Origin of the sequence: Streptosporangium sp. NPDC049046 (assembly GCF_040649155.1) — a bacterium.
GTDB lineage: Bacteria > Actinomycetota > Actinomycetes > Streptosporangiales > Streptosporangiaceae > Streptosporangium.
The window spans coordinates 1-22674 of record NZ_JBEZEZ010000061.1 but is presented as its reverse complement, the minus strand read 5'-3'; the positions used below and the strand labels follow the sequence as shown (position 1 = coordinate 22674).

General features: G+C 68.2%; 26 protein-coding genes. 17 read left to right on the top strand and 9 right to left on the bottom strand.

Annotated features, from left to right (window positions below):
• Positions 1-156 precede the first annotated feature (156 nt).
• From AB0B96_RS40100 to AB0B96_RS40060, 9 genes are all read left to right on the top strand, one after another.
• Complete coding sequence (locus tag AB0B96_RS40100; protein ID WP_362907467.1) at positions 157-681, top strand: hypothetical protein; 525 nt, start codon at positions 157-159, stop codon at positions 679-681.
• Positions 682-1018: 337 nt separating this feature from the next.
• On the top strand, positions 1019-1228 hold the full coding sequence (locus tag AB0B96_RS40095; RefSeq protein WP_362907465.1) for a hypothetical protein: 210 nt from the start codon (positions 1019-1021) through the stop codon (positions 1226-1228).
• A gap of 371 nt (positions 1229-1599) precedes the next feature.
• The gene (locus tag AB0B96_RS40090; protein ID WP_362907463.1) at positions 1600-2184 is read left to right on the top strand and encodes a DUF6461 domain-containing protein; all 585 of its coding nucleotides are present in this window, start codon (positions 1600-1602) and stop codon (positions 2182-2184) included.
• A 221-nt stretch (positions 2185-2405) separates the two neighbouring features.
• Positions 2406-3476, top strand: coding sequence for an RDD family protein (locus AB0B96_RS40085; RefSeq protein ID WP_362907461.1), 1071 nt, complete (start codon positions 2406-2408; stop codon positions 3474-3476).
• A gap of 58 nt (positions 3477-3534) precedes the next feature.
• Positions 3535-4350, top strand: a complete 816-nt coding sequence (locus AB0B96_RS40080) for a hypothetical protein (RefSeq protein WP_362907459.1) — start codon at positions 3535-3537, stop codon at positions 4348-4350.
• Positions 4347-4724 (top strand): GntR family transcriptional regulator, encoded by a 378-nt coding sequence (locus tag AB0B96_RS40075; protein ID WP_362907457.1) that lies wholly within the window; start codon positions 4347-4349, stop codon positions 4722-4724. Before AB0B96_RS40080 ends, AB0B96_RS40075 begins: the two co-directional genes overlap by 4 nt.
• 197 nt (positions 4725-4921) lie before the next feature.
• Positions 4922-6577, top strand: a complete 1656-nt coding sequence (locus AB0B96_RS40070) for an alpha/beta hydrolase (RefSeq protein WP_362907455.1) — start codon at positions 4922-4924, stop codon at positions 6575-6577.
• A gap of 199 nt (positions 6578-6776) precedes the next feature.
• Positions 6777-7181, top strand: coding sequence for an SgcJ/EcaC family oxidoreductase (locus AB0B96_RS40065; protein WP_362907453.1), 405 nt, complete (start codon positions 6777-6779; stop codon positions 7179-7181).
• A gap of 296 nt (positions 7182-7477) precedes the next feature.
• Complete coding sequence (locus AB0B96_RS40060; protein ID WP_350941345.1) at positions 7478-8104, top strand: helix-turn-helix domain-containing protein; 627 nt, start codon at positions 7478-7480, stop codon at positions 8102-8104.
• Here AB0B96_RS40060 and AB0B96_RS40055 read toward each other — a convergent pair.
• The 3 genes from AB0B96_RS40055 to AB0B96_RS40045 all read right to left on the bottom strand — a co-directional run bounded on the left by AB0B96_RS40055 (position 8086) and on the right by AB0B96_RS40045 (position 10134).
• Complete coding sequence (locus tag AB0B96_RS40055) at positions 8086-8664, bottom strand: dihydrofolate reductase family protein (RefSeq protein WP_362907451.1); 579 nt, start codon at positions 8662-8664, stop codon at positions 8086-8088. The two genes, AB0B96_RS40060 and AB0B96_RS40055, sit on opposite strands and share 19 nt — an antisense overlap.
• A gap of 257 nt (positions 8665-8921) precedes the next feature.
• Positions 8922-9479, bottom strand: a complete 558-nt coding sequence (locus AB0B96_RS40050; RefSeq protein WP_362907449.1) for a hypothetical protein — start codon at positions 9477-9479, stop codon at positions 8922-8924.
• 259 nt (positions 9480-9738) lie between these two features.
• Positions 9739-10134, bottom strand: coding sequence for a DUF1801 domain-containing protein (locus AB0B96_RS40045; protein WP_362907469.1), 396 nt, complete (start codon positions 10132-10134; stop codon positions 9739-9741).
• A 240-nt stretch (positions 10135-10374) separates the two neighbouring features.
• On the opposite strand from AB0B96_RS40045, the gene AB0B96_RS40040 reads away from it, so the two are divergent.
• The 3 genes from AB0B96_RS40040 (at position 10375) to AB0B96_RS40030 (ending at position 12115) form a co-directional block, all read left to right on the top strand.
• Positions 10375-10818, top strand: coding sequence for a helix-turn-helix transcriptional regulator (locus AB0B96_RS40040; RefSeq protein ID WP_362907447.1), 444 nt, complete (start codon positions 10375-10377; stop codon positions 10816-10818).
• A gap of 20 nt (positions 10819-10838) precedes the next feature.
• Positions 10839-11252 carry a VOC family protein gene (locus tag AB0B96_RS40035; RefSeq protein WP_362907445.1) on the top strand — a complete coding sequence of 138 codons (414 nt, stop codon included), beginning with the start codon at positions 10839-10841 and terminating at the stop codon, positions 11250-11252.
• A 62-nt stretch (positions 11253-11314) separates the two neighbouring features.
• Complete coding sequence (locus AB0B96_RS40030) at positions 11315-12115, top strand: VOC family protein (protein ID WP_362907443.1); 801 nt, start codon at positions 11315-11317, stop codon at positions 12113-12115.
• A gap of 93 nt (positions 12116-12208) precedes the next feature.
• On the opposite strand, the gene AB0B96_RS40025 is transcribed toward AB0B96_RS40030, so the two are convergent.
• Together AB0B96_RS40025 and AB0B96_RS40020 are read right to left on the bottom strand one after the other, a co-directional pair.
• A complete protein-coding gene (locus tag AB0B96_RS40025; protein ID WP_362907441.1) occupies positions 12209-13348 on the bottom strand; it encodes a M48 family metallopeptidase in 1140 nt (379 codons plus the stop codon).
• A 163-nt stretch (positions 13349-13511) separates the two neighbouring features.
• Positions 13512-14384 (bottom strand): GNAT family N-acetyltransferase, encoded by an 873-nt coding sequence (locus tag AB0B96_RS40020; RefSeq protein ID WP_362907439.1) that lies wholly within the window; start codon positions 14382-14384, stop codon positions 13512-13514.
• A 26-nt stretch (positions 14385-14410) separates the two neighbouring features.
• Between AB0B96_RS40020 and AB0B96_RS40015 the strand changes: the two genes are divergently transcribed.
• Both AB0B96_RS40015 and AB0B96_RS40010 read left to right on the top strand, forming a co-directional pair.
• Positions 14411-14587 carry a hypothetical protein gene (locus AB0B96_RS40015; RefSeq protein WP_362907437.1) on the top strand — a complete coding sequence of 59 codons (177 nt, stop codon included), beginning with the start codon at positions 14411-14413 and terminating at the stop codon, positions 14585-14587.
• Between the two features lie 34 nt (positions 14588-14621).
• Positions 14622-15092, top strand: coding sequence for a VOC family protein (locus AB0B96_RS40010; RefSeq protein ID WP_362907435.1), 471 nt, complete (start codon positions 14622-14624; stop codon positions 15090-15092).
• 52 nt (positions 15093-15144) lie between these two features.
• On the opposite strand, the gene AB0B96_RS40005 is transcribed toward AB0B96_RS40010, so the two are convergent.
• The 4 genes from AB0B96_RS40005 to AB0B96_RS39990 form a co-directional block, all read right to left on the bottom strand.
• On the bottom strand, positions 15145-16506 hold the full coding sequence (locus tag AB0B96_RS40005; protein ID WP_362907433.1) for a GH1 family beta-glucosidase: 1362 nt from the start codon (positions 16504-16506) through the stop codon (positions 15145-15147).
• Positions 16503-17354 (bottom strand): carbohydrate ABC transporter permease, encoded by an 852-nt coding sequence (locus tag AB0B96_RS40000; RefSeq protein ID WP_362907431.1) that lies wholly within the window; start codon positions 17352-17354, stop codon positions 16503-16505. Before AB0B96_RS40000 ends, AB0B96_RS40005 begins: the two co-directional genes overlap by 4 nt.
• On the bottom strand, positions 17355-18281 hold the full coding sequence (locus AB0B96_RS39995; RefSeq protein WP_350941327.1) for a sugar ABC transporter permease: 927 nt from the start codon (positions 18279-18281) through the stop codon (positions 17355-17357).
• Positions 18282-18374: 93 nt separating this feature from the next.
• Positions 18375-19652, bottom strand: coding sequence for an ABC transporter substrate-binding protein (locus tag AB0B96_RS39990; protein WP_350941326.1), 1278 nt, complete (start codon positions 19650-19652; stop codon positions 18375-18377).
• 250 nt (positions 19653-19902) lie between these two features.
• Between AB0B96_RS39990 and AB0B96_RS39985 the strand changes: the two genes are divergently transcribed.
• The 3 genes from AB0B96_RS39985 to AB0B96_RS39975 all read left to right on the top strand — a co-directional run.
• A complete protein-coding gene (locus AB0B96_RS39985) occupies positions 19903-20922 on the top strand; it encodes a LacI family DNA-binding transcriptional regulator (RefSeq protein ID WP_350941325.1) in 1020 nt (339 codons plus the stop codon).
• A gap of 96 nt (positions 20923-21018) precedes the next feature.
• Positions 21019-21768, top strand: a complete 750-nt coding sequence (locus AB0B96_RS39980; RefSeq protein WP_362907428.1) for a hypothetical protein — start codon at positions 21019-21021, stop codon at positions 21766-21768.
• 580 nt (positions 21769-22348) lie between these two features.
• A partial coding sequence (locus tag AB0B96_RS39975; protein WP_362907426.1) for an endo-1,4-beta-xylanase occupies positions 22349-22674 on the top strand: 326 nt, incomplete at its 3' end.

The window sequence follows — 22674 nt, the reverse complement described above, 5'->3', positions numbered from 1 at the left end:
CCACCACCCCCCGCACACCATCGCTGGAACACGCCGCGCAATGGTCCATCTGGCGACGCCGTCATCAAGCCCGCGCCCGATGGTTCCACCGCCGTTCCCGACTGGCCACCGAATACACCCAGCTCAACTAACGAATGGCGGCTGCCGTACTAGGTCATGAAGCGTCTGATTATCGCGGTTCTGGTGGTTGGCGGCCTTGCTGGAGCGGTCGCCGCCGTAGGTGCCTTGGGGGCCGGCACTTTCGTGGTGGATCGTCTGGTCTTGTTGTTGATGCCCCGCTCGCCGTTTCCTCGTTGTGCCGACGATGACAAGCGGCTTGCTTCGGCTCTTGTAGTGCTCAGCATCCTTGATGCTCGTCCGGCCGAGGCGAAGCCGGACGGGAAACGTCTTGGGGGGTGCAATGACGATGACCGGCTCGCGTATGCCGAGCAGTCTTATCGGATTTCAGCGTCGCGTGCCGATGTGCCGTCCTTCTACCGTGAGGCTGCGATCAAGGACGGCTGGAGGCAGACACCGGTGCCGGAGTCGGAGGAGGATGTGACGCAGGTCTGCTTCACCAAGGTCATCAACAGCCGGAATGTCTACTTGTCGGTGGGGTACTCCGGCAGGCCGGAGGAGAAGGACAGCGATGACTACCTGTTGCAGGTCAATTCTGGCCCCAGCGGGAGCAACCTGTGCTGATGCCCGGGAGGGGTGTTCGCCCCGTCTCGGTTCTGGAACGCGAGGGTCGACGACAACCGTGACGACAACGTCGGCCACCGTGAGCACACGGCGGCAGCCGTACACCGCCTTCTGACCCCGTGTCCGTCAAGAGGAGCAGGGTGATCGCTCCGCCTGAAAGCGGAAGGGCGGCGGTTCGACCCCACCCCTGACCACAGCAACTGAGCAGCACAAACGCCCCGAACGACTATCGTTCGGGGTCTTTTTCATCTCCAATGACAGCAACGTCTCTGCTACTTCCAACCCCCAGGTTTTTCGTGTCCTGGACGATCCCGCCCAAACGCAGGATCATAAGAACGTGAGCAGGACGGACAACACGATGCCGCTTCGCTTGCAGGAGGAGGATGGTCGCCGCTACAGGCACGATATGGGCGGTTCCTATTCGGGCATCGGTGAAGATGCCAACCTGGCGGAGCGCAAGGCCCGGCAGCGGGTACGACTCACATTGCTGCGCGGTGAGGAACCAGAGCCGACCAGGCATCGCCATTGCGAAAAGTGGCGCTATTAACGAGGGCGGCAATGAAGCGTCCCGGAGGTGATCTCTAGGGGGCTTCATTTGTGTACGTGCGATATCAGTCAAGGGCGTTGCACTTGTCGTCGGTCAGGTAGTCACCGACTGTCCAGTTCCCCGAGGAGATGGGGATGCCCTCGTCGGAGTACTTGGAAGTTCGGTCAGCTTCTTTCGCGCCTCTTTCTGGGATCGAGCGAGCCCCGCACCAGCTTGACGGCTCCGCTCGTGGTGGGTACGAAGGCGGCGTAGCCGTATCGGTCATCCTTCCGGGGCCGGCAAGGAACAGGCCGAACGAGAGGTGCCAGCGCCAACCTTGTCGGTGAACCACCCGTGCCCGTTGTGTCAGTCGATGCTGAGAGCATGACGAGATGATCACGAACCCTGCCGGCTACACCTGGCTCGTCGAAGCGATGGACGGCGCCTGCCTCACCTACATCCATGGCCTGACACCCGAAGAAGTGATGGCTCGGCGGGGTGGCCGGCCGGAAGACTTTACCCCCATGTCGTTCTGGGACCTGGGCGGCGCCGTCGAGTCCGGCGCGTTCCTCGGCGTGACGACCATCGGCGACTGGGTGCTGACCGTCGAGCCCGGCTTGAACGGCATCGCCGAAGAAGTGATCATGCCGTTGTCGACGGGCACCCGCGTCGTGTCCCACTACTTTCTCAGCATCAAGGACCTCGACCACTTCTATTGGATCGAGGACGGCGAGCTCCGGTTCTGCTTCATCGCCCAGGAGGGCTACAGCCAGGAGGTGCCGGAGGTGCTCGTGGAGACCATGGAACGCATCGATTCCATCTATCCCTCGTTTCCCGACCCTCACAAAGGGCCGATGTTCCTCCTGGCCGAGCGCCTCACCGGGATCACACTGACACCGCAACTACTGGAGGAGTCCACATACCTGGGTGGAGCCGTTCCCGAACCCCGGTCCTGGAAGGTGCCCTGGCCGCGATGAGCCGGATGCGGCAGAAATCAACATCATCAAAGTCCGTGGTCTGTAAAGCCGCAGGTGCTGGAGATGCTGCACGATGAGCACTGACCGAAAAGTCGCATCGTGGCTCGCTGTGAAACGGCTCTGAATTTTTCTCCGGTGTGGTGCGGTGCCAGACCCGGCATCGCCTCTGTACCGCGTGCCGGGGCGTCGTAGGGTGCCGCTCCCAGGGCGAAAGGAGCACCGTGCCGGAGCTCTCCCGATTATCGCTGTCGGTGTGGGGGGCGGCTGCGGTCGTCGCCGCCTTGCCGACCTGGGCGTTGTGGCGCGAGCGACTCGCTTCTGAGGAGTTCCCACGGAGCCATGCGGGGTCCGACCTGATCTACGGGGTCGTGGGCCTGTACGAGAGCGGATTGACGCTGTCGCCGTTCGCTCCGTTGCGCCATGATCTCGAAGTGGTCATAGAGACCGCGGAGGAGTGGGCGGTTCCGGCTCTCATGGTTCTGCTCGGCCTCTTGGCGTGTCTCGGTCGCCGGGATCCTGGGGTGACAGCTCGACGGGTGGCGGGACTCCTCGTTCTGATCGCGGCCGTCGAACTTCTCGCCTGGTCACACGGCGAGCGGGGAATCTACAGTGAGACGGTCTCGCTGTTCGGCGCCGTCGGGTTCGGCGCGGTGGTCGGTGGGTGGTGGATCACCGAGCTGTGTCTCCTGGCAGCCGCGGCGTTGGTGTTCGCCGCGTCGCGCGAGATGCGGCCCCTCCACGAGATGCGGCCCGTCACCGGGAACAAGCCGGGCGCGTCACAGGCCGGGATGGTGTGGCGACGGTCGACGGCGGCCCTGGCCGACTATTTGATCGTCGCTACCGTCCTGGGTGTCGTCGTATGGCCGGTCTGGTCCTTGATCGGCCTCGGCTCCGAGTTCCGGATGGGGTACGGGTTTCTGGGGCGAGTCGACGTGCTTCAGAGCAGCGCGGAGCCCGTGGAACTGGCCATCTTGTCGGTGTTGTTCCTTTACTTCTGGGTGCAGCACGCTCTGTGGGGGCGGACGCTCGGCAAGCGGCTACTGGGTGTCCGGGTCATCGCGGCGAGTACGGGCGGACGGTTGGGTGCGGGCAGGGCCGCGCTCCGCACGCTGGTCTTTCCCCTGCTCGCCCTTGTTCCCGACATCGGGCTGTCGTGTCTTCTCGTGGGCGGGCTCTGGATGCTCCTTGATGCCGAGGGGCGGGTGCTTCATGACCGCTTGCTGGACACCGCGGTGGTGTACGACCGGGTGAGGGACGCCCAACCTCGACGGAGAGAGCACGGGAGGCGTTGACTTTGTCGCAACCTTTGACGCATCCTATTGATACAAAGTTTGTGTCAAAGGAGATGTCATGACCCGCGAACCGTTACCGGACGACGACCCGTCGGCGCGTACGACCGATCTGCGGCTGGCGGGCGCGTGGCTGACCCGGCACGGCCTGACCGACACCCACCCCACCCCGCTGCTCGCCAGTCGGCTGGCGGTCCGTGAACGCGCCCGCCTGGCCACCTACCTCATCCTGGCCGCGCTGATCATCGTGAGCGCGCTCGCCGCCGTCTCCGCGTTCGGCAACCCCCAGCCCCATCGCCCGCTACCGCTACTGGCCCTGGCCGCGTCGGTCGCCGGGTTGCTGCTGGCACAGTCACTGCTCGTCCGGTGGGTACGACGCGTCGACCAGCGAGCGGCCGCGACGCTGTCCCGTAGGGCCGCCCACCCGATCCAGCCCGGCTGGCGGACCGTGCTCGGCCGGCCCTACGCCGTTTTCGCCGCCGCCACGTTCGCCGGCGCGATAGCGCTGGCCGCCAGCGCCTTGGCCGTTGCCGATCCCACCGTGCGACAGCTGGCCGTCGTCGTGCTGATCGGCCTGCTCGGCGCGACGGGCATCACCGCCCTGCAGTTGCGCCACCTGCTACGCCACCCGGTCGTGGCGCAGGACGAGGAGTCGCTCACCGCCGACGTCATCATGCGCGTCGAGGACGCCCGCGAGCTCACCACGCCGAACGTGCAGTGGTCGCTGCCCATGGTGCTGCTGTTCGGCACCGCGCCCACCTGGTGGGGCGCCACCGCGATCACCTACCTGATCCTGAGCATGATCGCCCTCATCGCGCTCCGCTTCAAAACGCCGTCGTGCGCGACGGTGGCCCGACAGGTCATGAGCGTCCGATGATCGTCATCGATGCGGCCTCGCCGGTACCGCCGTTCGAGCAGCTACGATCCCAGCTCGCCCGGCAGATCCAGGACCGCACGCTGACCGTGGGCGCCCGGCTGCCGACCATCCGCCACCTCGCGGCCGACCTCGGCCTGGCCGCCAACACCGTCGGCCGCGCCTACCGGGAACTGGAGGAGGCCGGACTGATCGAGACACGCGGACGAGCGGGCTCGTTCGTCTCGGCCACCGGCCAGGAAGGCCGGGAGCGAGCCCACCGGGCCGCCGCCGACTACGCCGCCGTGATCGCCAGCGTCGGCATCGACGAGGACGAGGCGATCCGCATCGTACGAGCGGCCCTGACATCCGGCACGGCAGCACCGACCTCGTCATGACCACGACCCGGCCGCAGGTGTCACGTCGTCGAACGCACGACGTCGGTGTAGTGGCCGATCAAGCCCGGTGACCTGCTGAGAGCTGTCGAATCACGGACCTGTTTCTCCGCGTGATCAAGCGAAGAGTCTCACGTACCCGGCGGTGCCGATTTAACGGTCATCGAGAAAGCATCTGTTCCTTGTGAAAAGGAGTATCAGTGCGATTAAAACTGACATTGTTCATCGCCGTGGCGACGGTGGCCATCACGGTGGCAGGCGTGCCCACGTCGGCCGGGGCCCGGATCGGTACGCCGGAGCCGGCGGTGGCCGAAGCCAGAGAAGTGGCTCCGATGTGGGGCGAGTGCTTGGCGGTGGAATCCGGCGGCGTCTCGCGCGACCCACGCCAGCGGTGCGCGACGTTGCGGGTGCCGCTGGACTACCGCGCCCCGGGCGGGCGGAGCATCGAGATCGCGATCTCCCGGATCGGCACGGCGCGTCCCGGGGCGCGCCGCGGGATCCTGCTGTCCAACCCGGGAGGCCCGGGCGGTAGCGGCCTGGACCTGCCCAGCCGGCTGGCGGACGTACTACCGCGCGAGGTCCTGGATCGGTACGACCTGATCGGCTTCGATCCGCGCGGGGTCGGCCACAGCACCCCGGTCACCTGTGGCCTCGATCTCATGAGGCAGTTCACGCTGCTGTTGCCCTACCCGGGGCCGGATGGCGGCATCGGGCGCAACGTCGCCTTCGCGCGGGACACCGCGGCCGCGTGCGCCGAGCATTCCGGCGATCTGCTTCCGTTCATCACCACGGCCAACACGGCCCGGGACATGGACCGCATCCGAGCCGCACTCGGTGAGCCGAAACTGTCCTACTTCGGTCTCTCCTACGGCACCTATCTGGGAGCCGTCTACGTCTCGATGTTCCCGGGACGCGCCGATCGGATCGTGCTGGACAGCGCCGTCGACCCGGACCTGGTGTGGCGGGACATGTGGCGAACCTGGAGTCAGTCGATCGCGATGCGCCTGCCCGACCTGCTGGCCTTCGTAGCCGAGCGGGACGCCGTCTACCAGCTCGGCGCGACACCGGAGGAGGTGCGGCGCACCTACGACCGGCTGCTCGCGGCCCTCGACAGTCGGCCCCTGCCGATCCCGGGCGGTCCCGTGCTCGACGGCAACGCACTGCGCGAGATCACCCGAGGGGGGCTGTACTTCGACGGCGACTTCCCTTTCATCGCCGGGTTCTGGCAGGAGCTCACGGCCGCCGTCTCAGGATCCACCGTGGACCCCGCCATCCTGAGGCGACCGGACCGGCTGGGCTCTGTCGGCAGGGCCGACGACGGCGCGGTCGGTGGCAATGGCACCGGGACGGCGCGGATACCGGCGGACAACCGCATCGCCGCGCTCTACGCGGTGCTCTGCGACGACGTCGCCTGGCCGCGCAGCGCGGCGTTGTACGCCCGGCAGGTCGCAGCCGACCGGCAGGTGTGGCCGGTGACGGCGGGTATGCCCGCGAACATCTGGCCGTGCGCGGCGTGGCCCACCCGACCGGTGGAGCCGCCGGTGACGGTCACCGGGCACGGGCCGCGCAACGTGCTGATCCTGCAGAACACCCGTGACCCGGCCACGCCCCTGGCGAGTGCGCGCGGCCTGCGCGCCGCTCTCGGACGGCGGGCCGCCATGATCACGGTCGACCAGGGCGGCCACGGCGTCGTCGGGCTGGGCAGCTGCGCCGACGAGGCGATGAGCTCCTTCCTCGCCACCGGGGCACTGCCTGGGCGGGACCGCTTCTGCCCGGCTCCGGGGACGCGACCACCGGCCGACGCCGCCGCCCGCTCCACGGCCCTGCCGTACATTCCCCCCGTGGGTCCGTTGTAGGGCCGCTGCCTGTGGACTGCCGTGTGCCGGTAGATACCGACCGAGCGACCCGTTTCCCGCTGTCACCCTCGCGACCGGGCCCGTAGGCACTCCCCGTTGGTCTCCGCCGACCCCGGAGCGGTTCAATGATCGATTCCAAGGGGGCAGCGGTCGATCGTCTCTTGACCTCCACCATGCTTGAGGTAGCACCGTGGTGCACATGAACACGGAATCCACGGCGTACGCCGCAGACCTCGAAGCCATCGAACGGGTCGTAGCCACCGTAGAGCACTCCCAGCAGCACAAGGACCCCGATGAGTTCCTCGCCCTCTTCCACCCCGACGCGGTCTGGACGACGGCCGGCGGCAAGGTCCTCATAGGCCTCGACGCGATCTCGGAGTTCACCCGCAAGGTTCTCCCCGCGGCGAACTGGGACGGCAAGGTCACCTACGAGGTGGTCCACGTGTTCTTCATTCGCCCGGATGTCGCGGCGGTCAAGGTTCGTCAGCTCTACCTGACCCCGGGTGACGAGAGCGAGGGGGCTCCGCTGTACGTGATGTCCAAGCAGGGCGACGGCCGCTGGTTGCTGACCGCCTGCCAGAACACGGGGGTCGTCGCCGGTTGATCGATTCCGGGGGATCGGCCGTACGCATGAGGCGAGGGCGCCCAACGTCGGTAGGGGTTGAGTGTCCTCGCCACCACGCTGTACGTGAAGACCGACGACCTGCTGGAGGACTCACCCCGTCTCGCACCATGGCGACCGATGTGGGGATCGCCCCCGGTCGAGCGACGCCGAGCCGGTCATCCGCGGAGCGCGAAGCGGCGTATTCTTCGCCCATGGGTCTGAGGCTCAAGACACGTCGGTCCGACTCGCCGTGGGTCGACACCGTGTGGACATGCACGAGCGGGCAGGTCACTTCGATGACGTCCGTCGCAGGGACGTGTTGGGGGCTGGTGTTCTGGGAACAGGCCGGCCGGACGTACACGAGCATCACCGGTCCCGAGACCCGAACCGGGACGGCGCCGGTGCCGGAGGGTGCGACCTTTACCGGCATCGAGTTCGCCGTGGGCACCTCGTTGCGTGCCGTGCCCACGCCGACGCTCGTCGACGGCGGTATCGAACTCCCCGACACCACGCGCCGGACGTTCCGGCTGGACGGCGCGCGCTGGGAGACGCCCGGCCCCGACGATGCCGAGGCCCTGGTCGACGGGCTTGTCCGGGCCGGGATCGTGGTCCGTGACCCGCTCGTCGTCGAGGTGCTGCGGGGGCACCGCCCGGCCGTCTCGGGGCGCACGGTCGAACGCCGGTTCCGCGCCGCGACCGGACTGACGCGGGGCGTGGTCCGGCAGATCGAGCGTGCGCGTACGGCGACGGAGTTGCTGGCCGCCGGCGACCCGGCCGCCGATGTCGTCGCCAAGCTCGACTACTTCGACGAGCCGCACCTGGCCCGAGCACTGCGCTCCTACGTCGGACGCACCGTCAGGCAACTGCGCGAGGGCGCGGGCGGCGCGATCGCCCTCAACCTGGATCAGCGCTTGACGTCGTAGACGAGCTTCAGGATCCCGTTCGAGTAGCTCTCCGACTCTCGCAGCGTCAGCATGTGCTTGTCTCGGTCGGCCCGGCCGAACAGGCTCTTCCCGGCACCGAGCAGCACGGGGAAGACGAGCAGGTTGTACTGGTCGATCAGGCCCGCGTCCGAAAGCCGCCGGGCCAGCTCCGCACTCCCGTGGATGAAGATCGCGCCGCCCTCGCTCTCCTTGAGCGCGGCGATGTCCTCGATCGAGCGCAGGATCGTCGTCGGCCCCCACCCGTCGACGAGGGCGTCGTCGGACAGCGTGGTCGACACCACGTACTTGGGCAGTTCCTTGTAGTCGGCGTGGTCCTCCGAACCGGGCCAGACCGGTGCGAACACCTCGTAGCTGCGGCGGCCGAACATCAGCGCCGTGGTGTCGGCGAGCTCCTCACCCTTCAGCGACCAGGCTTCCGGGACGAAATCGAGGTCCTTGACCACCCACCCGCCGCTGCGGTGCTCTTCCCCCGGCCCGCCGCCGGGCGAGTCCACGACGCCGTCCAGCGACATGAAACCGGTGTAGACCAGGTCACGCATTGTGCTGTCTCCTCATGTTCGGGCGAATTGCCGGCTCCACATTAGATCGCGGTCGCGACGGCCGTCTTGGACGGAAACGACAGCGGGTCCAGAGCGCTGTCGATTGAGCCCGCACCCGGTTTCGGAGTCGACCGGCTTCGCCGCCACCGGCACCGAAGTGGCCGCGGTCGGAGTGTTCGGCGAACCGATGCCTGCGATGCGCTTCCATGTGGCTTACATGCGGATGGGGGGAGAAATCCGCACGTCTGGCTGCGGGATCACCACTTGTCCCAGGCCGACCATGCGTACCAGGGGCCGGAGATCGGATCGAGTCGCTCCAGGCCCTCTTCGGACATCTGGCCCGTCGGGCTCCACGCGAACCCTACCGACGTGTGTATTCGCCAGTCGTTGATGCTGAGCTGGGCCCCGCCGTCGGGCGTGGCTTCTGACCAGCAGACCGGATAAAGACCCACGAGTCGACACTCCTCGGAGGAGGTGCCGCTCCGGGCCACGGCCTGGGCGTGGTCGGTCAGTGCGGACTTCGACAGTGTGAACCGTACCTGGAAGGGAATGTCGGCGCTGATCGCCAAAGCGGTGCAACCGGCGATGATCCATGGCGTCAACCAACGGAGCATGTTCGCCTCCATCGCGCCGATGTCGGTCAGCAGCGCCGGGACGGCCCGGATGATCCACAGGAGGAAGAGCGCGCCACCCGCGAAGAGCACCCAGATGAAGAGCTCGACATACAGGTACGGCGCGCTGGACCACCACAGGCACACGAACGCCGCGAACGAGAACGCCGTGAGCAACGGCCATCCGGGCGGCTTGGCAATCACGGCGCCACCTTAGCGATCAGCCGACCGATACCGACAGTGGGCGTGGCCGGTCGCCGCGGCTCTTCGGTCGGTCGCGGCCGAGCGCCGGATCGCCACCCTCTTCCAGCCGCCCGGCGACCTCACGAGCCCGCGCACATCGGGCACGCCGCCAGGCGAAGTACGGTGTCGGCTCCCGCGCCTCCGCTCTGTCTCGCCGAAGTGCTCGCCTGCCGTCGGGCGGTGCCTCGCCGAGGTGCTCCCCTGCTGTCGGGGTGGTGCCTCAGCTCACGGCTTTCCTGACGAGAGCGGTGATCGTCTTCGCGGCTTCTTCGCTCAACGTGGTCACGGCGAAGGACGTGGGCCACAGGCCACCGGCGTCGGCGAGGTTCGCCTCGGCGGTGAAGCCGAAGGCCGAGTACGGCTCCTTGTCCGCGTTCCCGCTGCGGAAGAAGCAGACGACCTTCCCCTTCCTGGCGTAGGCCGGCTGGCCGTACCACAGCTTCGGCGACAGCTCCGGGGCGTTGGCGGTGACGATGGCGTGGATGCGTTCGGCCATCGCGCGGTCCGACGGTTCCATCTCCGCGATCTTCGACAGTACGTCGAGCTCCTCGGCGGCCGCCTTGTTGCCACGGCCGCGGTTCGCCTCCTTCTTCAGTTCCGCGGCGCGCTCCTTCATCGCGGCGCGCTCCTCCTCGGAGAAGCCGTCCGTGCTCTTCCTGCTCGCCGCGCCGGTGTCCGCGCTCACCGTTGTCACTCTCCTCGTCGTCGTCGGTATGGGGTGTTTGTGACGCTAGCGGTGCTGTGAAGCCGGTGCTTCTCGATTCCTGACCGATGCTCGCCCCGTGCTTCCGGGACACTCCTTGTAACAAGGGCTCGCACCGTCGGCTGTCGTTCGTGCGGCGGGTGAGGTGGAACGATGGTGCGTATGGGACTCGGGCGTGCGGAGGCGCAGCGGCTGCATGACATCGCCGTGATCCGTCGTGTCCGAGACCGGATCGATCGTGAGTACGCCAGGCCGCTGAACCTCCAGGCGCTGGCCGCAGGGGCGCACATGTCGATCGGGCACCTGAGCCGGGAGTTTCGGCGCGTCTATGACGAGTCTCCGTACTCGTATCTGATGACCCGGCGGATCGAACGGGCGATGACGCTGCTGCGCCGCGGAGACCTCAGCGTCACGGAAGTGTGTTTCGAGGTGGGTTTCTCCTCGCTGGGCACGTTCAGTACGAGGTTCACCGAACTCGTCGGCGTGCCGCCGAGCGTCTACCGGCGTGACCGTTCCCAGGCCGCGGCGGGTATTCCGCCGTGCCTGAGCAAGCAGGTGACCAGACCGGTCAAGAATCGAGAAGCCCGCCCCCGATAGTCATGCGTAGCGTGCCGGGCGTGGACGTCACCATTCAGCACACCTTCCTTCCGCACACCGATCCCGAGGCCGCTCTGGGTTTCTATCGCGACATCCTGGGCTTCGAGGTCCGGGCCGACGCCGGTTACGAGGACATGCGGTGGATCACCGTCGGTCCGGTCGGACAGCCCGGCACCTCCATCGTGTTGCACCCGCCGGCGGCCGATCCGGGCATCACCGATGAGGAGCGCCGCACCATCCTGGAACTCGTCACCAAGGGCGTCTACGCCGCCGTCACGCTGGCCACCGATGACCTCGACGGGCTGTTCGACCGCCTCCAGGCCGCCGGGGCCGATGTGATCCAGGAACCCATCGACCAGGACTACGGGGTCCGTGACTGCGCCTTCCGTGACCCCGCCGGCAACCTCATCCGGATAACCGGCGCGTCTGCCTGAGCCCGCCCGCACGACACTCGCCCCGAATCGACCGATCTCGGAAAGCACGGAGGAACCATCTGATGCCGCTCTCTGTCGACATCGTCACTCTCGGCGTACCTCAGGTAGGAGCCGCACGCACCTTCTACACGTCCGCGTTCTCAGCCACGGCGACGGAGAACGACCACACCGCGAGCCTTGACCTTCACGGCACCGGGCGGCTCGCTCTCCGCCGGATCGACGCGCTCGCCGCCGACTCCGGTACGGCCCCGGAGACCTCGGGTTTCCGTGGCTACGTCCTGTCCTCCATCGTGAACCGGCCCGCCGAGGTCAGGACCCTTCTCGATGCCGCCACGGCCAAGGGCGCGACGGTGGTCAAGCCGCCGAAGAAGCAGCTTTTCGGTGAGTTCAGCGCCGCTTACCGGGCACCGGACGGGGCCGTGTGGAAGCTGGCCGCGGCCTCCAAGAAGGACACCGGCCCCGTCCCCGACCCGCCGAAGCCGACCGAGACCGCCATCTACCTCGGCGTCGCCAATCCGACGGCATCCAGGGCGTTCTATGAGGCGTTGGGCATGAGCGTCAATCACGACTACGGTGACAAATTCCTCGACTTCGTCATCGCCGACGGCGTGTGTCGGCTGGGCCTGCTGCCACGTAAAGCCCTCGCCAAGGACGCCGGCGTCGACGAGCACGGTGACGGCTTCTCGGCGCTCGTACTCACCCACATCGCCGCTTCCCGTGACGACGTCGACGCTCTTCTCGCCGCCGCGGGCTCGGCCGGTGGTCGGGTCACCGCCGCGGCGGCCCGAACCGATCGGGGGGATTACGCCGGGCACTGCACCGACCCCGACGGCTACCACTGGATGATCACCACACCCGGCTGACCGCGACAGGCCGACCGTCGTCACGCGACCCCCGAGTCGGATACCGCTTCGGGAATCGCGTGACGACGGTCGGCTGGTTCCCGCCCGTCAGGCTTACCGATAACGGACGGACTGGGCGTCCTCCCTCAAACGCCGCGCCACGCGTCCAGCCGCCTTGTCGAGTTCTCCTTCGATCTGCTCCGATCCTGCGGCGGACACCCTGGGCACCGGGTATGGCAGTGCCAGCACGCGTTGCATGCGCAGGTACGTCGGCGGATGGGTCGTGTCGACCCCTGTCTTCTCAAGGCGGGCGGACTCGCGGTGTCGTTCGAGTTCGGTGTCGGCGACGGCGTCCACGTGGGAGCGGAGAGCCGTCCACAGGTTCCCGGTTCCGACGGCCACCGCGCTGGATGCGAGGAAACCTTCGACCGATCGCGTCCGGGTGGTCAGGACGTCCAGAAGCGAAGCGGCGGCCGCGGAGCCGGCTACCTGGGCCTGCATCTCGTCGGCGCGGTATTCGGCGTGCTGGGAGGAGCGGTTCAGCAGGAGCTCCAGCAGGAAGATCAAGCCGCGGACGGGGACGCCCAGGATCGCGAGGAGACACTGGGTGACGAGAGCGGACAAGCCGTCACCGGGGTGCCACTCGAAGCCGGTGACGATGCGGAGTTCGTGGAGCGAGTGCAGGGCACTGCCGACGACGAGGCCGTGTCTGGCGTCGCCGTTCCTGGAGTGGGCCATCTCGTGGGTCAGCAGGGCGACGCGTTCCTGCGGGGTGAGGATCAGCCAGAGCGGGTAGCCGATCTCCACCAGACGGCTGCGTCGCCACCCGTAGGTGCGGAACGAGGCGTTGACCGCACCGCTGACGGCGACCAGATCTGTTCGGAGGGCTCCCAACTCCTCGCCGATGCGGTCAACGAGGGCGTACAGGTGGGGAGCGTCCTCGCGGGCGAGAGGTACGGCGAAGGCGGGGAAGGGGGCGGGGCGGGGGCGCAGCAGCCAGGCGAGGTCCAGGGCTACGAGACCGAACAGGATGCCACCTATCGTCAGACGGGTGACCAGGTATACGCCGGTGAGCAGGAAGGCCGGTGCCAACAGGTGGACGGCCAGGGCAAGGACGTAGCCGCCGGTTCGGGAGACGCGACCGGTCGCTCGGCGTGACTGGACGGGGGCCGCCGGAGGAGGCAGGAAGGGGCCGGGAGGTCGCGGGGGCTCCTGAAACGCGCCCGATGTTCCGGCTGGTAGATCGGTGGACACGACGAACAAGGTGACAGAGCCCGAGCTTGGCGGCAATACGCCGAAAAGGTGGGAAGTTCTCCGTCGAGAAGTTCGTCGAGCTCAGGGATACGCGGGCCGCCGATGCCGTTCGCGCGCGCCTGCGCTGATCCCCCCGGCATTCATACCGCGCTGATCCCCGGCTTCACGAGGGGGCGTCCCGGCGCAGGTCGCGGACCTCGGGGCGTCGCTGGAAGCCGGCCGACCCGTAGGTGGCGACGGCGCCGACATTGGAGCTCGGGGTGATGACGGTCGCGCTCGACGAGCCCAGCTTCCTGAGGGCGGCCGCCGCGGCGAGGGTGATCGCGTGGCCGTGGCCGTGGCCACGATGGTCGCGGTGCACGCCCATCGGCTCCAGCAACCCGGGCTTACCCGGACCGGCCGACCACACCGTCACCGCCGCCACCGCGTCGCCCCGGTCGTCGTACGCGACCAGACACCGTGCGTCGGCGTACGGCGGTCCGGCCGCCATCGCGTGCCAGCGCTCTTCGGTGAACGTCGACCCGTCGAACGACGCCCGCTGTACGGCGGCCCGCACGTGCGCCCGCTCCGGTCCGATCACCTCGATCCGCACGCCCGGGTCCCGCACCGGCTCCGCGAGGTCGCGGCGCAGCGGCGTCCACGGCTCGCCGGCGCTCCAGCCGTTCCCGGACAGCAGGTCCTGGACCAGCGCGCGCATGGGCGCTTCGACGTTAGCTCTCCCCTCGGGCAGTACGCCGCGCTCCGGCTCGGTCATGTCCGCGACCAGCCGCCGCGCCAGCTCCTCGTCCCGCCGGGCGTCCGGCGCGATCGCGAGCCGCAGCACCCTGGGGTCGTCCAGCAGCCCGACGGCGAGAATCCGTCCGTCTCGGCTCCAGGTCCGCACCGCCGCGGCCGTCGCCTCCGCGCCGAATCGCCAGAACCAGCCCAGGTCTCCCGGGTGGAGTTGCGGTGGCGCCTCGTCGTGCTGCCAGTCTCGCAGCACGTCCACGACCGCACTCAGCCCGTCGACTCCCGGCTCACCCGGCACGATCGCCATGGCCCCGATCACACCCCACCGCACCGGTGGTCCGCACCTGGTTTTCCGCCGACGTGGTGAATCGGAACGTGAGAGAAGCGATGCTCGACGTGCTACGCCACCTCGAAAGCGGCAAGGTGTCGATCGCCGTGCTCGGCCTGTTTCCGCGCTTCGAGAGCGGTCTTTCCATGGTCGTCCCCGGAACGCGATCGATAATCGCTTGACTCTCCAGTCGCTGGAGACTCCAGCCTGGGGCGCATGGATTCTGTTACGCAGGAGATCAACCGCGATATCTATGGAATGCCCGCCTTCGTCACGGTGACCGTCGCCGACCTCGATCGCACGGTCGACTGGTATGTGAACGGGCTGGACTTCATCTCGCTTTTCACCGTCCCCGGACCCGACGGCAACCCGGTGCTGGTGCACCTGCGCCGCTGGCGCTACCAGGACATCCTGGTGCGCCTCGGCGAAGCGCCCGCCGGTGGCGATTGGACGATCAGCATGATGGCCGCGCTGGAGCAGCTTGACGGGCTCGCCGAGCGGGCACGCGCCCACGGCGGCGGCATCGTCGAAGGTCCCTTCGACACGCCGTGGAACACCAGGGATCTGCGCGTCACCGACCCGGACGGCTACACCGTCGTCTACACGGCACGGCGCGCGGAGGGCGAGCGCGACGCGCGGTTCACCGCGATGATGGAGGAGGAGGCGCGCCTGCAGCTCGGCGACTGAGGCGCGCTTGGTCGTTCTCCCCGGCTGTCCCCGTATGTCCCCGGTATCCCGGCTATCCCTGTTTCGCGATGAACTCGCGCAGCCAGTGGAAGCTCGCCTTCTCGGTGCGGGCCTGGGTCTCGTAGTCGACGTGGACGAGCCCGAATCGGGCGGCGTACCCCCGGGCCCACTCGAAGTTGTCCAGCAACGACCAGCAGAAGTAGCCGCGCACGTCCACGCCGTCGGTCATCGCGGCGCGGATGGTGGCGAGGTGGTCGCGCAGGAAGTCGACGCGACCGGTGTCGTCGAGGGTCCCGTCGTCGCCGTAGCCGTTCTCGGTGATGAGGATCGGCGGCAGCGCGGGGTAGCGCCTGGTCAGGCCGAGGAGGGTCTGGTGGAGCCCTTGCGGCTCCACCGGCCAGCCCAGCCCGCTCGTCCTCGCGCCGTCGGGGGTGACGCCGCGCACCCCGAGGTCGAAGGCGGAACGCAGTGCGGGGTCGGTCTGCTCGTACGGCGCCGAGGCGGCGTGGATGCGGTAGTAGTAGTTGACGCCGAGGAAGTCCAGCGGCGCGCCGATGACCTCCAGGTCGCCCTCGCGGCGGAAGGAGAAGTCGCTGAGGGCGCCGAAGGTCTCCTCCATGTCGGACGCGTAGGCGCCGAGCAGCAGCGGGTCGGTGAACTGCCGGTTGACCAGCAGGTCCATCCTGCGCGCCGCGTCGGCGTCGGCCGCCGAGCCGGTCGCGGGCACCGTGGGCGACATGTTGAGCGTGATGCCGACCTGCTCTCCCTCGCGCGCCCGCGCCCGCAGCCTGGCCGTGGCGAGGCCGTGGCCCAGCAGCAGGTGGTGGGCGGCGGCGAGCGCGCCGTGGCCCTCGCGTGCGCCGGGTGCGTGGCGGCCTTCGGCGTAGCCGACGATGGAGGAGCAGTACGGCTCGTTCAGCGTGATCCAACGGGACACCGTGTCGCCCAGCGCCTCGTGCGCGACCTCGGCGTAGTCGGCGAAGCGCTCGGCGGTGTCGCGGTCGCGCCAGCCGCCGCGGTCCTCCAGCGCCTGAGGCAGGTCCCAGTGGTAGAGGGTGACGTACGGTTCGATGCCGCGCTCGCACAGGGCGTCGGTGAGCCGCCGGTAGAAGTCGAGGCCGCGCCGGTTCACCCGGCCGTCGCCGTCGGGCATGATCCTGGGCCAGGCCAGCGAGAAGCGGTAGGCGCCGGCGCCGAGCCGGTCCATCAGCTCCACGTCCTCCCGCCAGCGGTGGTAGTGGTCGCAGGCGTGCTCGCCGCTCTCGCCCCTCGCCACCGCGCCGGGGACGCGGCAGAACGTGTCCCAGATCGAGGGGCCGCGCCCGTCGGCGTCCACGGCGCCCTCGATCTGGTAGGCGGCGGTGGCCGTCCCCCACACGAACCCGGCGGGAAAGGGCGTACGGTCCTGGGTCATCCCTTGATCGCTCCTGACATGATTCCCCCAATGATCTGACGGCCCAGCGCGGCGAAGACCGCCACGATCGGCACGATCGCGAGCACGGTGCCGGTGAGCACGAGCGCGTAGTCGGTGGTGTAGCCGCTGGCCAGGCTGGAGAGCGCGACCTGGACGGTCGGGTTCTCCGGCGTGAGGACGACCAGCGGCCAGAAGAAGTCGTTCCAGGCATGCATGAAGGTGAACAGGCCGAGCACGGCGGTGGCAGGCCGGGCGGCGGGCAGCACGACGTGCCAGAACAGCCGCAGCGTGCTGCACCCGTCGATGCGGCCGGCCTCCAGCAGCTCGTCGGGGATGGCGCTGGAGAGGTACTGGGTCATGAGGAACACGCCGAACGCGGTGACCAGGCCGGGCACGATCACCGCCCCGAGCCTGCCGGTCCAGCCGAGCTCCGCCATGAGGATGTACAGCGGGATGATGCCGAGTTGCTGCGGCACGGTGGTGGTGGCGATGGCCATGACGAGCAGCACGTTGCGTCCGCGGAAGCGCAGCTTGGCGAAGGCGAAGCCGGCCAGGGTGGAGAACAGCACGACCGAGACGGTGACCGAGCCGGAGACGAGGAAGGAGTTGAACATCGCCTGGCCGAACGCGGTGGTGTCGAAGACGCGGGCGATGTTCTCGAACAGGTGGCCGCCGGGGGTGAGGACCGGCGGGACGCTGGCGATGACGTCGTTGTCGTGGGAGGCCACGGCGAGCGACCAGTAGATGGGAAAGATCGAGCCGAGCAGCACGGCGACGAGCGCGGCGTAGGTCCAGAACCCCGCCCTGTGGGGGTTCAGTCCGCGTCGGACGGCGGTGAGGGGTGCCATTCAGCTGCTCCTGATCCTGCGGGTGACGGCGAAGTTGACGAGCGCCATCACCACGATGATCACGCAGAGCGTCCAGGCGATCGCCGAGGCGTAGCCGAACTCGTACATGCTGAAGCCCTGCTCGTAGAGGTAGAGGCCGACGGTCTGGAACTGGCGGTCCGAGCCGCCGGTCGGGTTGCCGGTGCCGGCCTGGAACAGCAGCGGCTCGGCGATGATCTGGAAGCCGCCGATGGTGGACACGACGGCGGTGAAGATGATCGTGGGGCGGAGCATCGGAATGGTGATCTTCCGGAATTGGGTGAACTGGCTCGCGCCGTCCAGCCGGGCCGCCTCGTACAGGTCCTCGGGGATGGTCTGCATGGCGGCCAGGTAGATGAGGGCGTTGTAGCCGGTCCACCGCCAGATGACGATCAGCGAGATCGCGACGTGTGAGGAGAGCGTGCCGGCCTGCCAGTCGATCGGATCCAGGCCCACCAGGCCGAGGCCCCAGTTGACCATGCCGAAGTCACGGCCGAAGAGCTGGGTGAAGATGATCGTGACCGCGACGATCGAGGTCACGTTGGGCAGCAGAACGCCCATCCGGAACAGCGTGCGGGCGCGCAGCCTGCGGTTGAGCATGTGCGCGAGGAACAGCGCGGCCAGCAGCTGCGGCACGGTGGAGAGCAGCCAGATGCTGACGGTGTTGAACAGCGCGTTCCAGAAGTAGTCGTCGGCCAGCAACTCGGCGTAGTTGGCCAGTCCCACCCACTCGCGCTCCGGGTCGAGCAGGTTCCAGTCGGTGAGGGAGACATAGGCGGTGTACAACAGCGGGAACATGCCCACCGCGCCGAACAGCAGGAAGAACGGGGCGATGTAAAGGTACGGCGAGCCCTTGACGTCGAGCTGGTAGGCCCAGCGGCGCCGGGGCCCTGATCTGACGGGGGTCACGGTCGACTCCTCGGGGGAAGGGGGCGCGACGGCGGGCTCTCCCCTAAGCCCTAAGCCCGCCGTCGCGCGGCTCTCACGGATCGATGCGCGGCGTCACTTGCCGATGCGCTCGACGTCCCCGAGCATCTGCGTCCACGCCTCGTCGCCGTTCTGCTTGCCCTCCTCCACACGGTTGATCGTGTCGCGGATGGCGGTCTGGATGTCACCGGCCCTCGGGCCCTGGTGCTGCGGCTTGAGGTTGAGGGCGGCGGTGGTGAAGATCTGCCCGATCGGCGCGTCGTTGAAGAACTCGTGCTTGAGGCCGGTCACCTCGGGCTTTTCGTAGGTGGCGACGGTGGAGGGCAGGATGCCGTGCTTGCTGAACACCTCGATCTGCTGTTCGGGCGCGGTGAGCCAGGCGATCAGCGCCACGGCCTCCTTCTGGTTCTTGCTCTGGGCGGGGACGGTGAGGTAGGAGCCGCCCCAGTTGCCGCCGCCGCCGGGGATGGCGGCCACGTCCCACTTCCCGGCGAACGCCTTCGCCTGGTCCTGGATCTTGGCGAGCATCCAGGCGGGACAGGCGATGGTGGCGAACTGGCTCTTGGCGAAGCCGGTGTTCCACGCGGGCGAGCTGCCGACGAGCTTGGCCGACTGGCCGTCGGCCACGGCCTTGAGCACCTCGTTGTAGGCGGAGCGCACGGCCGGGTTGGTGGCGACCACGATGTTGTCGTCGGCGTCGTAGTAGCCGGTCTCGGCCTGGCCGATCATCGCGTTGAACACCTGGGGGCCGCCGTCGAAGAACGCGGCGCCTTCCGGCTTCTTGGCGGTGTAGCGCTTGCCGGTCTCGAAGTAGGAGGTCCAGTCGGGCCAGAGCTTGCCGACCTCCTCACGGTCGGTGGGCAGGCCGGCCTTCTCGAACAGGTCGCGGCGGTAGCACATGGCGAGGCCGCCGACGTCGGTGCCGTAGCCGATCTGAGCCCCCGACTTGGCCAGCGACGCCTCCCACTTCCACGGCAGCCAGCGGTCCTTGAGCTGGTCGGCGCCGTGCTGGCGCAGGTCGACGAAGTGCTGGGGCTGGTTCCTGAACTGGGCGATGAAGCCGGTGTCGATCCCCTCGACGTCGGCGGTGCCGGCGCCGGTGGCGAGGTGCGCCGCGAGGTTGCGGTGGTGGTCGTTGTACGCCGACGTTCTCTCGACGATCTTGATGTTGGGGTGGGCCGCCTCATACTTGGCGTAGAGCTCCTTGAAGCCCATGTTCCCGAACAGGTTGAGGGTGAGGGTGATCTTGCCGTCGGTCGGCGTGGAGCCGGTGGAGGTGGAGCCGCCGCACCCTGCGGCGAGCATGCCGATGGCGAGCACTCCGGCGGCGAGACGGATTCGTTCAGCAGACACCTGGGGCTCCTTCTGGGGGAGAGGAAGGGTGGCTGCGAGATGCGATGAGCGGGCCGAGCCCCGTGGCAGCGGTGTGGCATCGGCCTGTCAGTGGGATATTTCACAGAACGCCGCCACTTGATGTCAAGTCACGGAAACGTCACGCGCCTGAAACCCGAAATGGTGGGTTGACACGATGCGGCCTCTCGCATAACTTCCATGCAACCGGTTACATGAAACCGGTTTCAGCGAGATGCGATAACGTACGCCCGTGGCAACGATTCGAGAGCTGGCGCGCCTTTGCGGGGTGTCGTCGGCGACTGTCTCCCGCGTTTTCAACAACCCCGAGGTGGTGAACGCACAGACCCGCGAGCTCATTCTCAGCACCGCGGCACGCATCGGATACCTGCCCAACGAGTCGGCACGCACCCTGGCCACCAAGAGATCCCGCATGGTCGGCCTGATCTGGGACACCGACCACCGCCGTCCCGGCTGGCGGCACCCGTTCTTCCAAGAGATCCTCATCGGGCTGAAGACCGCGCTGAGCGAGCGCGGTTACCACCTGCTCATGCTCGCCACCAGCGAGGACGGCACGCCCGACGACTTTCTCCGCGCCGTGCGCAGGCACAACCTCGACGGCGTGGTCTTCATCGACAACGGCAGGGACGACCCCTCGCTCCAGCCGCTGGCGGCCTCGGAGGTGCCGTGCGTCTCCCTCGACCGGCCCATCGAGGGACCGCGGACCACCTACGTGACCTCGGACAACGCGGCCGGGGCGCGCGAGGCGGTCCGTCACCTGCACGCGACCGGGCGCCGGGTCATCGCCACCATCACCGGCCCGACCCGCACCAGGCCGGGCGCGGAGCGGCTGCGCGGCTACCTGGAGGAACTGGCCGCACTCGGCCTGGCGCACCGCCCCGAGCTCGTCGTCGAGGGCGACTTCTACCTGTCGAGCGGGTACGCGGCGATGCGCGCCCTGCTGGAGCTGGAGGAGCCGCCCGACGCGGTGTTCGCCGCGGGCGACGAGATGGCGATCGGCGCGCTGCGGGCCGTGACCGAGGCGGGGTTGAAGGTGCCCGAGGACATCGCGCTGGTCGGGTTCGACGACATCGAGCTCGCCGCGCTGGTGCCGCCGGGGCTCACGACGCTCGCCCAGGACAAGGCCGGCTTCGGTACGGCGGCGGCCGCGGCGGTCATCACGATGATCAACGAAGACGTCACCCCTCCTTCGCGCCTCCTGCCCACCACCCTTGTCGTCCGCGGCTCCACCGGCCCCGACCCCCGTTTCTGACCGCGATCGCCGGTGCGGGCACCGACGGCACCTGGATCCGCCTGACCTCGGACGACACCGGCTGAACCAGTTGAAGGAAGCGTACGTTTGTGGGGCATGAGACTACGAACGGCCCTGCTCGTCGCGCTGTTGTCACTGACCGCGGCATGCGGGGGAGCGGAATCGGATATGTCGGCTGTCGCGGCTGACGGCGGGCCGGCGAAGCCGGTCGCCCTGTGGGGCGCGGAGGGCGGGTTCGTGACCCCGACCACGAACGTGCTGCGTCCGCCGAGGGTGGTGCTGTACAGCGACGGCCTGGTGATCGTCGACGCGAGCAGGCAGTTGAAGCTCACCGATGCGGAAAGGGACGAGACGGTCGCGTCGATGGAGAAGTACCTCACCGGGCAGTCGCCGACCGCGGAGCCGAGATCGGGGGCGCCGGCGGTGACGGACGTGCCGACCACCGTCTTCGGGGTACGGGGGAAGGACGGAAAGATGTTCGAGGTCCGGGTTCCGGCCCTGGAGCAGGTCGCGGACTTCTACCCGAAGGCGCTCTTGGACGCGAAGAAACTGATGGAGGGCTTGGCGGCCCGGGCGGAAGCGGGCACCGACTACGTCGCCACCCGCGTCCGAATGGTCGTCGAAGCGGCCGGGTCGGCGGAGGGGAGGCCGGCGCCGTGGCCCGCGGAGGTCCCGGAGCCTTCGGGCACGGTGGACCCGGTGTGGCAGAAGGACATCGAGGGGGCGGCGGTGAGCGCGATCGTCAAGGCGGTGCCCGCCGGGCAGCAGTACGAGCGGTCACTCTTCAAGACCGGCTCGGGAACGCTCTTCCTGCTCTCCTGGCGATACCTGCTGCCTGACGAGTAATCCCACGAGAGCGACGGCGGGTCCTTGTGGATGGCGAAAGGGCCCGCCTTCAGGCGATTCTCTGGCGTTGTTAGCGCTAACTTTCCGCCTTTCGACCGTGCTTTGTTCTCTTTCGAGCGGGTTGTGGTGGTGGAGGGAAGCAAACCTCAGGCGGGAGGGGCTGTCAAGAACCCCGTGCGCGCCGGGCCGGGAGGAAGGTGGGGTGCGCCAGCCTGTTCGGCATCTCGTGGGGTGGCCGTACCTGGTCGGAGAGGGTGCCGCGCTGAAAGTTTCATCGGCGATGTCGTGGCTCGGGTGGCGGCGGCGCGGCTTTCGGTGGGATCGGGCGGTGTCGGAGCAGGTCCGTGGCACTCGTGTCATACAGGTTAACCGAAAGTTTCTGGGAGACCTTGACATATTTCGTCAACGTTTCCAGACTGAGTCCCCGAGACGGTCTTCCTGCCAGTCGGTGGTGCGCGGCAGAGATCGTCGTCCGCGACGCCTCAGTGGTGTGCGTTCCCCGGCGAGGAGCGCGGCGTCGGTCCATGGGATGTCCCCCCGTTTTCCCCGCTTTCCATGACCAAAATCTGGAGGCTCAGTTATGGGCACAAATGCCATTCCCCCGCCCGGAACCCGGCGACCCCTCGGTGGTCTCCGCCGGACCCTGGTCGCCGGTGCCCTCGGCACCCTCGTGCTCGGCACGTTCGCGGCGGTGACGGTTCCGGGTTCGGCCGGCGCATCGAGCTCCGCGAGTGCCGCGGCGACCACGCTCGGCGCGGCGGCCCAGCAGAGCGGTCGCTACTTCGGCGCGGCGATCGCCGCGGGCAAGCTTGGTGATTCGCAGTACACCACGATCGCGAACCGTGAGTTCGACATGATCACGGCCGAGAACGAGATGAAGATCAACGCCACGGAGCCGAACCAGAA

Coding starts and splice junctions, on each gene's coding strand:
- AB0B96_RS40100 (WP_362907467.1), top strand. CDS start 157: ATGAAGCGTCTGATTATCGCGGTTCTGGTGGTTGGCGGCCTTGCTGGA.
- AB0B96_RS40090 (WP_362907463.1), top strand. CDS start 1,600: ATGATCACGAACCCTGCCGGCTACACCTGGCTCGTCGAAGCGATGGAC.
- AB0B96_RS40080 (WP_362907459.1), top strand. CDS start 3,535: ATGACCCGCGAACCGTTACCGGACGACGACCCGTCGGCGCGTACGACC.
- AB0B96_RS40075 (WP_362907457.1), top strand. CDS start 4,347: ATGATCGTCATCGATGCGGCCTCGCCGGTACCGCCGTTCGAGCAGCTA.
- AB0B96_RS40065 (WP_362907453.1), top strand. CDS start 6,777: ATGAACACGGAATCCACGGCGTACGCCGCAGACCTCGAAGCCATCGAA.
- AB0B96_RS40060 (WP_350941345.1), top strand. CDS start 7,478: ATGACGTCCGTCGCAGGGACGTGTTGGGGGCTGGTGTTCTGGGAACAG.
- AB0B96_RS40055 (WP_362907451.1), bottom strand. CDS start 8,664: ATGCGTGACCTGGTCTACACCGGTTTCATGTCGCTGGACGGCGTCGTG.
- AB0B96_RS40045 (WP_362907469.1), bottom strand. CDS start 10,134: ATGAAGGAGCGCGCCGCGGAACTGAAGAAGGAGGCGAACCGCGGCCGT.
- AB0B96_RS40040 (WP_362907447.1), top strand. CDS start 10,375: ATGGTGCGTATGGGACTCGGGCGTGCGGAGGCGCAGCGGCTGCATGAC.
- AB0B96_RS40030 (WP_362907443.1), top strand. CDS start 11,315: ATGCCGCTCTCTGTCGACATCGTCACTCTCGGCGTACCTCAGGTAGGA.
- AB0B96_RS40020 (WP_362907439.1), bottom strand. CDS start 14,384: ATGGCGATCGTGCCGGGTGAGCCGGGAGTCGACGGGCTGAGTGCGGTC.
- AB0B96_RS40010 (WP_362907435.1), top strand. CDS start 14,622: ATGGATTCTGTTACGCAGGAGATCAACCGCGATATCTATGGAATGCCC.
- AB0B96_RS40005 (WP_362907433.1), bottom strand. CDS start 16,506: ATGACCCAGGACCGTACGCCCTTTCCCGCCGGGTTCGTGTGGGGGACG.
- AB0B96_RS40000 (WP_362907431.1), bottom strand. CDS start 17,354: ATGGCACCCCTCACCGCCGTCCGACGCGGACTGAACCCCCACAGGGCG.
- AB0B96_RS39980 (WP_362907428.1), top strand. CDS start 21,019: ATGAGACTACGAACGGCCCTGCTCGTCGCGCTGTTGTCACTGACCGCG.